The sequence below is a fragment of the Embleya sp. NPDC059237 genome (assembly GCF_042754105.1).
In the GTDB taxonomy this organism is placed as follows: Bacteria; Actinomycetota; Actinomycetes; order Streptomycetales; family Streptomycetaceae; genus Embleya.
Window position 1 is genome coordinate 831,360 of the sequence record NZ_JBHZAE010000002.1, and the last position, 13,425, is coordinate 844,784.

Here is a 13,425-nt window from a genome sequence, read left to right on the forward strand (position 1 = left end):
GGCGGCCGGGTTCAGTGGTGCGTGAGGAGTGCCCGCAATGCCCGGTCGAGGCCGGGAATCAGTTCGTCCTGCGCGTCGGGGGTGTAGAGCAGGCGCATGGCCAGGCCGTCGGACAGGGCGATCACCGCGTCGGCGAGCTGCTCGCAATCGGCGCGCTCGTGCGTGGGAAGTGCGGCGGCGAGGAGCCAGTCGGCCAGGGCCGTACGGACGTCGACGTCGATCTCGCGTTGGGTGGCGGCGAGACCGGGGTGGTGGACCGCTCGGGTGACGAAGGCGAAGCGGACGGTGGCCTCGGCGCGCCGGGCGTCATCCAGCGGGAGGGTGGTCAGCACCAGGCGGCGCAACACCTCGTGCGGTGGACCGGTGACGTCCACCTCGGCCCACCGCCGTTCCACCTGCTCGCCGGCCAACTCGGCGGCGAAGCGCACCATTTCGTCCTTGGTGCGGAAGTACTTCTGGACCGCACCGGCGGAGCGGCCGGCGGCGGCGGCGACGGTGCGCACGCTGACATCGTCGAGGCCGTTGCGGGACACCAGATCCAACAGCGCGGCGCCGATCGCGCGACGTTGTGCGGCACGGTCGACGACCTTGGGCATCGGACCTCCCGACAAGTTTCGGATACGACTGTATTCTAAAGATTCAAAGACCGCCCGGAAGGAGATTGTCGTGGATGCTCGACTCGATCTCGCGATGCGCGCGTCGGACCAGGACCGCGACGCCACACTCGCGCGACTCGCCGCCGGCTACGCCGAGGGCCGCTTGGACCGCGGCGAGTACGACGAGCGCGCGACGCGCGCCGCCACCGCCACGCTGCTCGGTGAACTGGCGTCGCTCACCGCCGATCTGCCCGCGCCGTCGACACGTAACCGAGCGACCCCGGCCGCGCGGGCGGAACGAGATCGCCGGGACCTGCGCGCATGGCTGAGGGAATGGCTCTACTGGCTGGGCGGCGCGGTGATCCTCACCGCCGTATGGGGAACGCGCTCCGTACTCAAGGGCGAACCGGCCCCCTACTGGCCACTCGCACCACTCGGCATCTGGGCCGCCGTCCTCGTCGCGATCGCCATCTGGCCGCGCGGAGACGAGGACGGAGCGGACGACGCGGACGGGGGGCACAAAGACTCCTGAGCTTTGCGAATCCCGTTGCAGTCGGCCCTCATGCCGGTTCGGTGGCTGCCCGGCGACCCGCCCGAGCGCAACGCGGCGGCCCCGCAGCCCACCCGGCCTGCGAAACGATTGATTGTTTCGCGGGCTCCCAATAACCTGCCCCGGCCCCATCGTGGGCGCAGTCCGTGCAAGGCACAACCTTGGTCGCTCTCCCATCCGAAGAACGTCAACCGAGGCAAGGACACGCGCATGAGGAAGCTCTTCCGCAGGCTACCCTTCGTCGCCGTCGCACTGGCTGCACTGTTCGCCGTCACCGCGCCGCCGGCCGACGCCGGGACGTACACCCTGAAGATCCGGAACCAGGGCACCGGTTTGTGCCTGGAACCCGAACGGGGAGCGCCGGTGATCTGGGACAGCGTCGTGCAAGTCGACTGCGGCTCCGGCCACACCAAGTGGCAGGTCGAAGAGGTCGGCATGTACATGGTCATGTGGCTCCGCCTGCGCCACCCGGAGAATCCCTCCTTGTGCATCACCGCCGGCTCCACTGCCGGTGACACGAACTACCTCGGCTACTGCGAGACCGAACAGTCTGCGTCCACCTACCAGTCCCAGCTGTGGGCCTTCGTTCCCGAGGGCGACAAATTCCAGCTCAAGGTCGCTTCGAACTACAACTGCATGGGCATACCGGGCGGCAGCATGCTCCCGGGCGCGAAGTCCATCACCTGGGGCTGCGGCCCCTGGAACGACCACTTCTGGTACCTGCAGCCCTGACGACGCAAATCAGAGCGTCGAACCGCCTCGGCGGCGTGCGATGGTCAAACGGGCCGGGTCATGGGCCCGGCCCGATACATCTCGGCGGCGGGCGCGGTGGTGGTCTTGTCGGCGAGGGCGCCGTAGTCGTATTCGACCATCCACCGGTCGCCGTCGTGCCACACGCGGGTGATGGTGCCGAGATGGTGATGCCGCCCGCCGTCGAGCTTGCGCCACAGGTGCTCGCCGACGGACCAGGGAGGTGAGGTGGACACGAGTTCTCCTGGGACATGGAAGGGCACCGGATCGGGGGCGGTGCGCGCGAGGTGCAGGATCATCCGCACGTAGCCGGGCGAGAACCCGACCACACGGGCGACGACTTCGACGGACACCCCGGCCCGGTACGCATCATCGACCGCGCCTCGAAGCGCCGCTCCGGCGGCGCGGCATGCCCGGCGGTGCGCGTCCCGCCGTTGGCGAGGCGTCGTCGCGGGGTCCGGCAGCCGACCGTGAAGCCGCTCGCGCTCGGCAACGGCGGCAACGAGGCGCACGAGGGCGGCCGGCCGGTCGTGGGATGACAAGAGCATGGTCCTCTCCTTGCACGCGGTGGTTCGGGGGCCGGCGCCGGCCGCCGGAAACGGTCGCGGGACGGGCCGCGCCGTCGGGCGTGGTTCAGCCGCCCGAGTTCGAGATCCGGCCCATTGGTGGCGTGGGGAGTGTTCGCACCAGATATCCACGGCCTTCCGTCAGCAACATGGCCAACTCGGCGCGCGTTACATCCATGGGCGTACGGCCCGGGGCGAGGATCCGAATCGGACGAGCCTCGTCGCCGGACGGTCCCACATGCACTCGGTCGGGGGATTGTGTCGCCATCGTCTCTGCTCCTTTGATCGCCGTAGGTTGCATGTGACCAGGGAACTCCGTCGTACGGCTTCGGCAAGGAGCCTCCATGTGGGCCCTTGGGTGGGCCACACTGGGGGCCGGCAGTACGACATGTGCACTATGTCGGGGGCGACCATGCACGAGCACGAGCCCGTCGGCGCGCTGATTGCGCGCGTGCGGCGGCAACAAGGCAAGACCCAACAACGCCTCGCGGATCTGCTGTGCGCGGCGTCCGGCGACGCCACGGTCACCAGGCATGAGGTCTCGCGTTGGGAGCGTGGCACCCGCCTGCCCACCCGATGGTTGCCCTGGATCTCGACCGTCCTTGGGATCAGCCGGGAAGAACTCGAAGTCGCTGCCGCCCCGTTGCGCGGGCGCCGCGGCCACCTCGGATCGACGACACCGAGTTCGGCCGCACCGTGGTGCACCGAGCAATGGACTCGGGCCGACGCGGAGGCCGTCGCCCACGCTTTCACCGCCGATCACGTCGATGGGCTCGCCGCGCGGGTGGCGCATGAATGGCTGCTCGCGGACGCGCCCCAGGTTTACGAGATGCGCTCCGGGAGGCGTGTCGGAGCCGCGCTCGCCGACACCATCCGACTCCGCGGCGACCGCCTTCGACGCATGGACGACGTTGTCGGCGGCACCGACCTCTACCCCGTCATCGCCACGGAGCTCGCCGACACCCTCCGCGTGCTCCGCGAAGGTGCCTACACCGACGAAACCGGCCGGGCCCTGTTGACGGTGGGGGCCGAACTCGCCCAGCTCGCCGGGTGGGTGGCGTCCGATCTCGGGATGCATGCACAAGCCGAGCGCGACTACCTCGCCGGCGTGCGGCTCGCGCACGGCGCGGGCGACCGGCCCCTCGCGGCGAATCTTCTGTCCACGCTCTCGTACCAAATGGCCAACACGGGCCGGGAAGCCGAGGCCGTCCTGGTCGCCCGGTCGGCGGAGGCGGGAGGCCGGAGGGAGGCGACCGCCGACGTGCGCGCACTCCTGCTCGAACGCGTGGCATGGGCCCACGCCCGAGCCGACCAACCCCGCGAGTGCGACCGGGCACTCGGTGCCGCCGACGACGCGTTCGAGCGCGGCCGACCGGGCGACGAGGAGCCCGAGTGGGTGTACTGGCTGAATCGCAACGAGATGGACGTCATGGCCGGCCGCTGCTACACCGAACTCCGCAGACCGCTGCGTGCCGAGCCGCTGCTGCGCGGCGCCGTCGACCGGTACGACGCGAGACACACGAGGGAAGTGTCCCTTTACCTGTCGTGGTTGGCCGAGGCGTACCTCCAGGCGCGCGAAGTCGACGAGGCGGCCGGTATCGCCATGCGGGTACTCGACATCGCGGCCGGCATCGACTCGGCACGCAGCCACGCCCGGCTGTCCCTGTTGGCCGATCGGCTCGCTCGGCACGAGTCGGTGCCGTCGGTGCGCGAGTTCCGTGACCGCTTCGCGGAAGTCGTCCCGTAGCCGACTCGCCACCGTACTCCTGGCGGCGGCTCGGACCCTGGCGTCGCGAACCTCGGGTGCGTCAGGCTGAGTGCCCAGTGGCCGGCCCGGGCGGTGGCCGGGAAAAGACAGAGGAGGACGGATCTCATGGGCAAGCGCACACCCCTCGATGCCGCCGACGTGACAGCTCGGTTGGCGGTTCGAGAGGGCTGGTCCGGAGACTCGACGCGCATCTCGAAGTCCTACGCCGTGGACTATCACGACGGCGTGCGACTGATCGTCGAGGTTGCGGAGGTCGCCAAAGGAAATGGAGCATCACCCGGATGTCGAACTGCACTGGCAGCAGGTTCGGTTCAGCCTGACCACCTACTCCGCAGGGGGCGTGGTGACCGAACTCGACTTCAAGCTCGCCGACGCCATCGACAAGATCGTCAACGCATAGCGCCGGGCGCCCGAAAGCGCACGACACGCTGCGAGGGCACGAGACACGGCAAGGAGCATGGTGTGGCCGGCGGAGATCGGGCGGTGGCGAACTTCCTCTTCGAGGCGGGGACGCTGAAGAATCACAAGCGCACCGGGTGGTGGATCGCCGGGGTCAAGGATCCGGAGAGTGTGGCCGAGCATTCGTGGCGGGCCGCGCTTTTGGCCTCGGTCATCGCGGAGGCCGAGGGTGCCGATCCGGCGCGGGCCGCGTTGTTGAGTGTGTGGCACGACACCGGGGAGAGTCGCACCGGGGATCTTGCGCACATCAGTCAGAAGTACGTCGGCAAGGGGGACGCGGTGGCCATCGTCGCGGACCAGTCCAAGGGCATGCCCGCCGGGTTGGGCGCGCTGATGCGGTCGATCGTGGGCGAGTACGAGGCGCGGGAGACGCCCGAGGCGGTCTGTGCGGGTGACGCGGACAAGTTGGAGTGCCTGGTGCAGGCGATCGAGTATCGGGACCGGGGGTATGCCAACGTGGAGCGCTGGATCGTGAATTCGCAGAAGCGGATCCGCACCGAGTCCGCCAGGCGCATCGCGGCCGAACTCCTGGAGACCGGCTCGCTCGACTGGCTTCGCGAGGCCATGGGCGAGTCGTAGCCGGACGCGCGGGGTTCGAAAGCGTGTTGGCCGGCTGTGTGATCGGGGGCTGCCGTGAGTCGGGTGTTGTATCTCGTGGTTTGTGCGGCGGGGCCTGCGCCGGGTGTTGTGGCCTTGGTGCGGGATGCGGTCGGGCGGGGGTGGGATGTGTGCGCCATCGCGACGCCGGCGGCCGAGAGTGGTGGGTTCGTTGATGTGGCCGCCGTCGAGGACGCTTCGGGGCGGGCCGTTCGGCACCGCTACCGGCGTGCCGACGAGGCCGGGCGGTGGCCGAAGGCGGATGCCGTGGCCGTGGCGCCCATGACCATGAACACCCTCACGAAATGGGCCGACGGGCACGCCGACACCTACGCGCTCGGCGTCCTCACCGAAGCCATCGGCCTGCGCCTGCCCATCGCCGCGCTGCCGTTCTGGAACACCGCCCAGGCCGCCCACCCCGCCGTCGACCGCGCCGTGGCCACACTGCGCTCCTGCGGCGTGCACGTCCTCTACGGCGAACCCCACTTCACCCCACACCCACCCGGCACCGGCAACACCCGCATCCCCACCTACCCCTGGCACCTCGCCCTCGACACGCTCGCGGAGCACGCCACCGGCGGCTGACCGGACCCATACCTCCACCACCCGCACGCCCCGATCGGCGATCATGGCAACCCGGCTCGGAAACCGTTGGCCCTGTCGTGCCGCTCGCCGCAAGCCGCCGAGTGCTGCCCGGGGCGATGCCCACCGGGCGGGTTCCAGCGGGCCACTTCGACGGCCAGGCGCGGTGTGGTTCGTGACGGCTGCGCACGGTCTCTGCGCTCCGCGTCTGCGGACCGGGGCAACCGGTGCGAGGCGGGTGGTTCTACCGCTCGGCCGGGCCGGGTCGACCGCCGATGGCCTCCTGGAGGATGTCCGCATGGGTGCGGGAGCCCTTGATCAGTTCGTCGCAGAACGCGGCGACGTCGGTGCCGATGAGTTCGAGGACTCCCTTGCCCGCGGCGGCGCCCTCCTCGAAGAAGTCGACGATTCCCGGGAGTAGGGGCCCGTCGGGCAGGTCGAGCGGGCCGACCTTGAACAGGTACGTCTGCATTTCCTTGTAGACGATGCGGTAGTCCGGCGGGAGCGCCTTGACCCGAGCCATGTGCGCCCGCCACTGCTTCTTGCCCTCGATGATGTCCCGGATGCTCACGTCAGCCTCCCAGCCGGCTCAGTTTCCGTGCCACGTTCCTGTTCAGCTGCTCGCGCCACCGGTCGCGATAGGTACGGGCTCCTTCGCCGCCGGCCAGGGCCGAGCAAAAGCCCGGGATGTCGTCGCCGAGCACCTCGTGGGCGCTCTGCCCATCCGCCGCCGATTCCTCGAGCAGCCCCAGCGCGCCGTCGAGGATCGGCATCAGGTTGCGGCCGGTGAAGTCCCCGTAGGGGAAGAGGTTGACCTTGATCTGTTCCCACGCCGCCCGGTGGTCGTCCGGGAGGGCCTCGGCCCGGGCCTCGAACGCCTTCCATTCCCTGGTGAGATCGCTGCCGGTGATGGTCTCCCGGAAGTTCATCCGCCGCCCTCCTTGAGCTTGTCGATGCGTGACGAGACGTACTGCCATTTCGCCCAGAACCTCGCGAGTTGCTCGCGTCCTGCGTCGTTGAGCGCGTAGAACTTGCGCGGCGGACCGACCCCGGACGGTTGTTTCGTCACCTGGACCAAGCCGTTGCGCTCCAGTCGCAGCAGGATGGTGTACACCGTCCCCTCGACGACGTCGGCGAAGCCGAGTTCGTTCAGCCGACGGGTGATGGCGTAGCCGTAGGTTTCCTCGCCATCGATTATTTCGAGCACGCAACCTTCGAGCGTGCCCTTCAACATCTCCGTCAAGTCGTCCATCGCGAGTTCTCCTCGGCTTCCCCTGGTACTGAGTGACACCGAGTACCACTATGAAGTATCACCGAGTAGTGGCGATGCCAACCGTCGGCCACGCGAGTAGGGGATCGCCGAGGCAGGCCCGGAAGCCGCCGGGAGTCGATCTCGGCGGGGGAGTGTCGGGGCGGCCTTCAGCCCCGGGTGCGGGCCGCGGTGGATGGAGGTGCCCGGGTCCTCTTCGAAGACGACCGGGTCCGTGTCAGGGGCGGAGCCGCAGGACTTTCGCGAGCAGCGCGGAGAGTTGCTCGCGTTCGGCCGGGGTGAGGTCCGCGAAGGTGGCGTCGAGGAATTCGGGTACCGCGTCCTCGGCGCGGGCGAGGAGCCGGCGGCCCGAGTCGGTGATCGTGACGGCGTAGGCGCGGCGATCGCCCGCGTCGCGTTCGCGCCGTACGTGGCCCGCCTGCTCCAGGCCGTCGCAGATGCCGACCATGACGCTGCGGTCGATGCGCAGTTGGTCACTCAGGATTCGCTGCGAGCCGGGGCCGACCTCGGCGAGCATCTTGAGCACCAGATGCTGCCCGACGCCGATCCCGGACTCGTTTGCCCGGGCTTCCGCGGCGCGGGCGACGACCGTCGAGGCCCGGCACAGCGCGATGTCCGGGCGCTCCGCGGCAAGCCTCGAAAAGTAGCCGGCCTCGCGGTTTGCGGTCTTGGGTGGCATGCCCACCTCCTCTGCGTGTACGGCGGTCACTCGTCGACCCTACCAAAACTAATCTGCATCAAGATTGTTTGCGCACCACTCATTGGATTTGTATGCTCGCCAATCATCTGATGGCAGATGGTCTGTCCAAAGACGAAGATCTGCGAAGGAAGCGGCCGTGACCCTGGATCTGACCCCCGACCAACTCCTGTCGACCACCCGCGCCGTGCGCAAACGCCTCGACCTGGACCGCCCGGTCCCGCGATCCCTGATCGAGGAGTGCGTGGATCTGGCCACGCAGGCGCCGACCGGTCGCAACCGGCAGCGCTGGCATTTCATCGTCGTCACCGAAGACGCCCAGCGGCGGGCCGTGGCGGACATCTTCCTGCGCGCCCTACCGAGGGCCACCGGACATCCCCTGACCGAACGCGACGCGTGGCGGATGAACTACCACGCCGGCTCCACCGAGCGTGTCTTCGACGGCCTGCGTCACCTGGCCGCGAACATCCACCGGGTGCCCGCCTTCGTCATCCCTGGGGTGGAAGGACGTACCGACCACGCTCCGGTGACCGTGCAAGCGGGGGCGTGGGGCTCGATCCTGCCGGCGGTGTGGAGCTTCATGCTGGCCGCCCGGGCACGCGGCCTGGGCACCACCTGGACGACAGCGCAAGGACCACTGGAGCAGGACTTGGCCAAGGCACTCGGCGTTCCGTACGACGAGATCATGCTGGCCGCCTTCATCCCGCTGGCCTACACCATCGGCACCGACTTCAAGCCTGCCCGCCGAATCCCCCGCGAGCACGTCCTGCACTGGGACCGATGGGAACAGCGCTCCGCCGGGCCCACGCGGTAGCGCACCACTGCTCTCGCCGCCGCCGCACGTCACGCACTTCCTCGGCCGACGATCACCGAACCAGCACCGAACCCCAAGATCGACTACCGGCGGCCTCCGAACCTGCCTCGGTGATCCCCCGCGTACGGCGGCGTGTGGCGCGGCGGGGTGGGCGGGTTTCGGATAGGAATGGGGCAGGGTTCGAGCAGGGGGACGGTATGTGGGACGCGATCGTGGATGTGGCCGATGTGTGTCACTCCGAGGAGTGGGAACCGGCCGGCGCGGAGGGCGCGGTTCTGGCTCGGGTCGATGCCGCCAAGGCGGCTTGGCGAGCCTGCCACGGGGCCGATGCACGGGTCGAACTCGTGGTCGACCGGGCGTTGTTGTACACCCTGAGTCCAGCCGACGCGCAGGCGTTGCGGCGGCTGGTCGGGCTCGGTGAGGCGAGTCTGGTGCCGGTCGCGGACACGGTGATCCTGGAGCGGGCCGAAGCCGGCGGGCTGCATGTGCTGAGCGGGGATCGTTACCTCGACTTTCGCCGCCGACACCCGTGGATCGAGGCGCATCCCGAGCGGTTCCACCACTGGCGGCGTGATGCGGACGGGGTGGTGCGCTTCGTGCCCGCCGGGATCGGGCCCGAGGCGCCCGCCACCCGCACCGAGGACGACGTCGACGACCGCTGTCCCGACCCGGCGCGGCATCCGGAGATCGTGCGCACCCGGTGGCGATGCGCCGAGGCGTCGTGTGTGTACGCGCGCACCTGGAGCGGGCGGCTGCCGGTGTGGCCGCGCGTGGACGACGGTGGGCAGGCGATCTGTCCGGGCTGCGCGAGCGCGCTCCGGGCGGCGGGGGCGCGGCGGGCGCTGCGCGAGGTGGCGCTGGCCGACCATGCCGGCGGCGCGTCGATCGAGCGGCTTCCGCTGGAGGTGGGCGACGCCCTCGTGCTCGGCCGGGGGCGCATCGACAACGGCTACGACCTGGGCGGTCGGGGGCACCGGTTCGGCGAGGCGGTGCGCTACGTGAGCCGACAGCACGTACTGCTTCGCCTGGCGTCGGGACGGGCCGGCGAACACGTGGTCGCGGTCGATCTCGGCTCCGCCAACGGCACCGAGGTGGAGCGCTGGAACGGCGCGACGTACGAGCCGGGCCGGCCGCTGGCCACGGACGCCGAGGTGATCCTCGCCCCGCGTGATCGGCTCGTGCTCGGCGGCGGGGTCCGGGTGGAGGTCGCCGACCACCGGATCGCCACCGCGACCGAAGCAGCCGGCGGTTGACCGCCCGGTCCGGGCGCGCCCCGGGTCGGCGACAGTCGCGTCACGGGACGGTGCGCGAGCGATCGGGGGTGCGCGGCGGGCGGTAGCGTTCGCGGCGGGGGCAGCGGTCGGGACGTAGGACGAGAGGGGCGGCGTGAGCAACGTCGACACGGTGTCGTTGCAGGACATGTGGGACCGGGTGGTCGGGACCCAGCCGGATCCGCCGAGTTGGCTCGCGTTGGTGACGGGGGCGGTCGCGGTCGCGGTGGTGCTGTACCGCCCGACCTGGCGACCGCTGCGCACGGTGGTGACGATCGCCCACGAGGGCGGGCACGCGATGGTGGCGCTGCTGATGGGGCGCCGACTGTCCGGGATCCGGCTGCACTCGGACACCTCCGGGGTGACCGTCTCGGTGGGCAAACCCACCGGCCTGGGCATGGTGTTCACCGCGATGGCCGGCTACATCACCCCGTCGATCCTGGGCGCGGGCGGGGCGGCGCTGCTCGCGGGCGCGCACATAACCATGGTGTTGTGGGTGGCGCTGGTGCTGCTCGCACTGATGTTGATCGCGATACGCAACTTGTTCGGCGCCCTGGTACTGCTGGTCACCGGCGGGGTGATCTTCGCCATCTCGTGGCTGGCCGGCGCCCGGATCCAGGCGGCGTTCGCCTATCTGCTGGTGTGGTTCCTGCTGGTGTCCGGTGTACGTCCGGTCCTGGAGTTGCAGCAGATGCGCAGCCGGGGCCGGGCGCCGTGGTCGGACGCGGACCAACTCGCCGATCTGACCCGGATACCGGGCGCGTTCTGGGTCGGCTTCTTCGGGCTGGTCTCCGCCGCCGCCCTCGGCATCGGCGCGGGCTCCCTGCTCACCTGATCCCGCCGGCCGACCCGAACACGCCGGGGCCGCCGGCCCCACCTCGCGGTGGGGCCGGCGGCCTCTTCCGTCGCGCGTGACCCGTTCCGGCTCGTCAGAGCGCGTCGGGCAGCTTCGCCAGGACGCCGTCGTAGATCCGCTTCAGCCCGGCCGGCGCGAAGGTCTTCTCGAAGAAGCCCCCGATGCCGCCTGCCCCGTTCCACACCGTGACGACCTCGACCCGGCTGCCCGCGCCGGCGGGCGAGACGGTCCACGTGGTGACCATCGACGAATTGGCGTCGGTCTCCACCAGCGTCAGGGGCGCCGGTTCGGTGACCGTCACCAGGCAGTCCCGCGAACGCTTGCTGGTGGCCTGCAGCCGCCAGTGCGCGACCGTACCGGCGCCCTTGCCGCCCTCGCGCACGTCGTACTCCGAGAAGTGCTCGGTGAGCAGCTTGGGTCGCACGTCCGCGTAATCCGCGACGGCCGCGAAAACCGCCTCCGGTTCCGCCGCCACAGTCGTGTGTGCGGTTGCCCTGACCTGCGCCATGACCACTCCTTGCCCTCGATTGCTGTCGGCCGGGTCAAGCAAACCACTCCGCCGCCCGGCGACCGAATCGCACTCCGGTTACCGGCCGGTCGGGTGGTCGTCATGTCGATGAGTCGGACCGGTTCTAGGCGATGTCCACGCCGAAGGAGGCGGCCAGGCCCGCGAGGTCGAACTCGTAGCCCTGGCCCTCGGTGCGGAACTTCCAACCCGTGCCCAGACGGTAGAACGTGCCCAGCAGCAGCACCCGTTCCACCGTCGCGGCGTCGAGCACCGAGCGGCGGAACGCGGTGCCCTGGAACGGCGCGACGTCCAGTTCGATCGGCCCGACCGCGTCGAACGTACTGGTCCCGTCGACGGCGGCGGCGATCACGACGCGACGTACGTCACGCGGCAGCACGTCCAGTTCGAGAGTGACCGTCTGCTCGGCCGGCCCCGACGCGTCGAGCACGACCAGGTCCAGCGGCGCGGCCGGCTGGTTCCAGAACACGAAGTCGGCGTCGCCACGAACCCGTTCGTGCTCGTCGAGGAGGAAGGCCACGATGTCGATCTCCTCGTCGGGGCGATCCCAGGCCCACGAGGCGTTCAGCGTCCACCGGCCGGGGTTGGCGCCGCCGGGCAGCTCGACCGTGCCCCCGCGCGGCAGATGGCCGGTGTCCGGCCGGCCGGGCGTCGAGGGCGCCGCCGGGGTCGCGGCCGGCGATGCGGACCACTCGGCCTCGGTCAGACAGACCGCGCCGAACGCCTCGGCCCGGGCGATCCGGGGGTCGCCCGCCGCGCCGGGCAACACCACCACGGTGTCCACGGTCGAGGTGAGGTTGATCCGAAGCCGGGCCCCGGAGTCCAGGACGAGCTGCCGGACCCGGCCGCCGTCCAGGTGCTCGTCGCGACCCTGGAGGACCAGGACCTGGCGCACGGCCGTACGGGCGCCGGCGCGGGGTGATTCGAGCGCGGCAGCGGCGGCCTGGGTCGGATCCGGCGCGGCGACAGCCTCGGCGGGAACGCCCGCGGCTCGGGCCGGGTCGAGCGCGGCACCGGTGTCGGCCCGCTCCGGGACCACCACCCCCGCCGAGCCGTCCGCGCCCACCACCGGCCCACCCTCCCCACGCGGCGCCGGCACCACCCCGACCCGCGCCGTGCCGGGCCGCACCCGGCCCACCAGCTCGACGAACGTCGCCTCGTCGATCACCGGCGTCCCCGCCTGCGCCGCCCGGCGGTTCTTGCCACTGCCGCTTCGCGGATCGTTCGTGACCAGGACCGACGTCTTGCCGCTGACCGAACCGGTGACGTACAACCCGGCCTCGGTCGCGCGCAGTTCCAACGCCTCCCGCGGCCGGTCGGTCTCGCCGGTGAACACCACGCGCATCCCCTGGACCAACCCGACGCCGAGATCGAGCCGACCCGGATTCACCCACGGACACGGCGCCTTGGCCGGTGCGCCGCGTTCCGCGTCGCGACCGCGCGCGACCGCCGCGCGGCGCTGCCCCGGCTCGTCGCCGGGCGCGGTCAGCGGCAGCGGCAGGCCCGCGCCGGCCGCCTCGTGCAGGCCGTACCGGAAGATCTCGGAGAGCACCCGCGCGTCGTCCACCGCGTCGTGCGCCCGCAGTCGGCGAACCCGGTAGTACTCGGCAAGGGTGGCCAACCGGTAGTCGCCGACCGGCAGTTCCAGGTGCCGCGCGAGCGCCATCGTGCACAACCGACGCTCCATCGGCCACGCCGTACCAAGCCGCCGATACTCCGACGTCAACATCTGCCAGTCGAACGGCGCGTTGTGCGCGACGAGGACCCGCCCGGCCAGATACTCGGCCAGATCCTCCGCGACGCGGTCGAACGTCGGTGCCCCGGCCAGCCGTTCGGCGGTCAGCCCGTGAATGTGCACCGGTCCCGGATCACGCCCGGGATCCACCAGCGTCGACCATCGATCGGTGACGGTGCCGTGTCGATCCAGGACCTCCACGGCCACCGAAACGATGCGATCCGAACTCCGCAGCCCCGTGGTCTCCACGTCGACCACCGCGTAGTCGCTCGGGTAGTCGACGGGCCACGTCGCGAGTGATGTGACTGTCACTCACGGACCGTACAACGCGCGGACGCGGCAGGGGGACGAGAGCCGCAATCGTGATCCGCGTCCCGCCCCCCGAACC

General features: G+C 70.6%; 17 protein-coding genes. 9 read left to right on the forward strand and 8 right to left on the reverse strand.

The window, feature by feature from the left end:
- Positions 1-11: 11 nt before the first annotated feature.
- Positions 12-596, reverse strand: coding sequence for a TetR/AcrR family transcriptional regulator (locus ACFXKZ_RS10415; RefSeq protein WP_379998571.1), 585 nt, complete (start codon positions 594-596; stop codon positions 12-14).
- 70 nt (positions 597-666) lie between these two features.
- Here ACFXKZ_RS10415 and ACFXKZ_RS10420 point away from each other — a divergent pair, with 70 nt between their 5' ends.
- Positions 667-1,128, forward strand: a complete 462-nt coding sequence (locus ACFXKZ_RS10420; RefSeq protein ID WP_379998573.1) for a DUF1707 domain-containing protein — start codon at positions 667-669, stop codon at positions 1,126-1,128.
- Positions 1,129-1,356: 228 nt separating this feature from the next.
- On the forward strand, positions 1,357-1,878 hold the full coding sequence (locus ACFXKZ_RS10425; RefSeq protein WP_379998575.1) for an RICIN domain-containing protein: 522 nt from the start codon (positions 1,357-1,359) through the stop codon (positions 1,876-1,878).
- A 44-nt stretch (positions 1,879-1,922) separates the two neighbouring features.
- Here ACFXKZ_RS10425 and ACFXKZ_RS10430 read toward each other — a convergent pair whose 3' ends face one another.
- Complete coding sequence (locus ACFXKZ_RS10430) at positions 1,923-2,444, reverse strand: hypothetical protein (protein ID WP_379998577.1); 522 nt, start codon at positions 2,442-2,444, stop codon at positions 1,923-1,925.
- Positions 2,445-2,874: 430 nt separating this feature from the next.
- On the opposite strand from ACFXKZ_RS10430, the gene ACFXKZ_RS10435 reads away from it, so the two are divergent.
- The 4 genes from ACFXKZ_RS10435 to ACFXKZ_RS10450 all read left to right on the forward strand — a co-directional run bounded on the left by ACFXKZ_RS10435 (position 2,875) and on the right by ACFXKZ_RS10450 (position 5,871).
- The gene (locus ACFXKZ_RS10435; protein ID WP_379998579.1) at positions 2,875-4,209 is read left to right on the forward strand and encodes a helix-turn-helix domain-containing protein; all 1,335 of its coding nucleotides are present in this window, start codon (positions 2,875-2,877) and stop codon (positions 4,207-4,209) included.
- Positions 4,210-4,495: 286 nt separating this feature from the next.
- Entirely contained in the window at positions 4,496-4,630 is a 135-nt protein-coding gene (locus ACFXKZ_RS10440; RefSeq protein WP_379998581.1) for a 4a-hydroxytetrahydrobiopterin dehydratase, read from the forward strand.
- Between the two features lie 62 nt (positions 4,631-4,692).
- The gene (locus ACFXKZ_RS10445) at positions 4,693-5,268 is read left to right on the forward strand and encodes an HD family hydrolase (protein WP_379998583.1); all 576 of its coding nucleotides are present in this window, start codon (positions 4,693-4,695) and stop codon (positions 5,266-5,268) included.
- A gap of 75 nt (positions 5,269-5,343) precedes the next feature.
- On the forward strand, positions 5,344-5,871 hold the full coding sequence (locus ACFXKZ_RS10450; RefSeq protein ID WP_379998704.1) for a flavoprotein: 528 nt from the start codon (positions 5,344-5,346) through the stop codon (positions 5,869-5,871).
- A 241-nt stretch (positions 5,872-6,112) separates the two neighbouring features.
- Here ACFXKZ_RS10450 and ACFXKZ_RS10455 read toward each other — a convergent pair whose 3' ends face one another.
- From ACFXKZ_RS10455 to ACFXKZ_RS10470, 4 genes are all read right to left on the reverse strand, one after another.
- The gene (locus ACFXKZ_RS10455; protein WP_379998585.1) at positions 6,113-6,439 is read right to left on the reverse strand and encodes a DUF1048 domain-containing protein; all 327 of its coding nucleotides are present in this window, start codon (positions 6,437-6,439) and stop codon (positions 6,113-6,115) included.
- A gap of 1 nt (position 6,440) precedes the next feature.
- Complete coding sequence (locus ACFXKZ_RS10460) at positions 6,441-6,797, reverse strand: DUF1048 domain-containing protein (protein WP_379998587.1); 357 nt, start codon at positions 6,795-6,797, stop codon at positions 6,441-6,443.
- Positions 6,794-7,120, reverse strand: a complete 327-nt coding sequence (locus ACFXKZ_RS10465; protein WP_379998589.1) for a PadR family transcriptional regulator — start codon at positions 7,118-7,120, stop codon at positions 6,794-6,796. Before ACFXKZ_RS10465 ends, ACFXKZ_RS10460 begins: the two co-directional genes overlap by 4 nt.
- A gap of 235 nt (positions 7,121-7,355) precedes the next feature.
- Positions 7,356-7,817: a MarR family winged helix-turn-helix transcriptional regulator gene (locus ACFXKZ_RS10470; RefSeq protein ID WP_379998591.1), complete on the reverse strand. Its 462-nt coding sequence runs from the start codon at positions 7,815-7,817 to the stop codon at positions 7,356-7,358.
- A 157-nt stretch (positions 7,818-7,974) separates the two neighbouring features.
- Here ACFXKZ_RS10470 and ACFXKZ_RS10475 point away from each other — a divergent pair, with 157 nt between their 5' ends.
- The 3 genes from ACFXKZ_RS10475 (at position 7,975) to ACFXKZ_RS10485 (ending at position 10,755) form a co-directional block, all read left to right on the forward strand.
- Entirely contained in the window at positions 7,975-8,649 is a 675-nt protein-coding gene (locus ACFXKZ_RS10475) for a nitroreductase family protein (RefSeq protein WP_379998593.1), read from the forward strand.
- Positions 8,650-8,846: 197 nt separating this feature from the next.
- Positions 8,847-9,902 (forward strand): hypothetical protein, encoded by a 1,056-nt coding sequence (locus ACFXKZ_RS10480; RefSeq protein ID WP_379998595.1) that lies wholly within the window; start codon positions 8,847-8,849, stop codon positions 9,900-9,902.
- A gap of 133 nt (positions 9,903-10,035) precedes the next feature.
- Positions 10,036-10,755 carry a M50 family metallopeptidase gene (locus ACFXKZ_RS10485; RefSeq protein WP_379998597.1) on the forward strand — a complete coding sequence of 240 codons (720 nt, stop codon included), beginning with the start codon at positions 10,036-10,038 and terminating at the stop codon, positions 10,753-10,755.
- A 94-nt stretch (positions 10,756-10,849) separates the two neighbouring features.
- Here the strand turns inward: ACFXKZ_RS10485 and ACFXKZ_RS10490 are convergent, their stop codons facing one another.
- Together ACFXKZ_RS10490 and ACFXKZ_RS10495 are read right to left on the reverse strand one after the other, a co-directional pair.
- Positions 10,850-11,284 carry an SRPBCC family protein gene (locus tag ACFXKZ_RS10490; RefSeq protein ID WP_078977955.1) on the reverse strand — a complete coding sequence of 145 codons (435 nt, stop codon included), beginning with the start codon at positions 11,282-11,284 and terminating at the stop codon, positions 10,850-10,852.
- Between the two features lie 124 nt (positions 11,285-11,408).
- Positions 11,409-13,349 (reverse strand): exonuclease domain-containing protein, encoded by a 1,941-nt coding sequence (locus tag ACFXKZ_RS10495; protein WP_379998599.1) that lies wholly within the window; start codon positions 13,347-13,349, stop codon positions 11,409-11,411.
- Positions 13,350-13,425 lie beyond the last annotated feature (76 nt).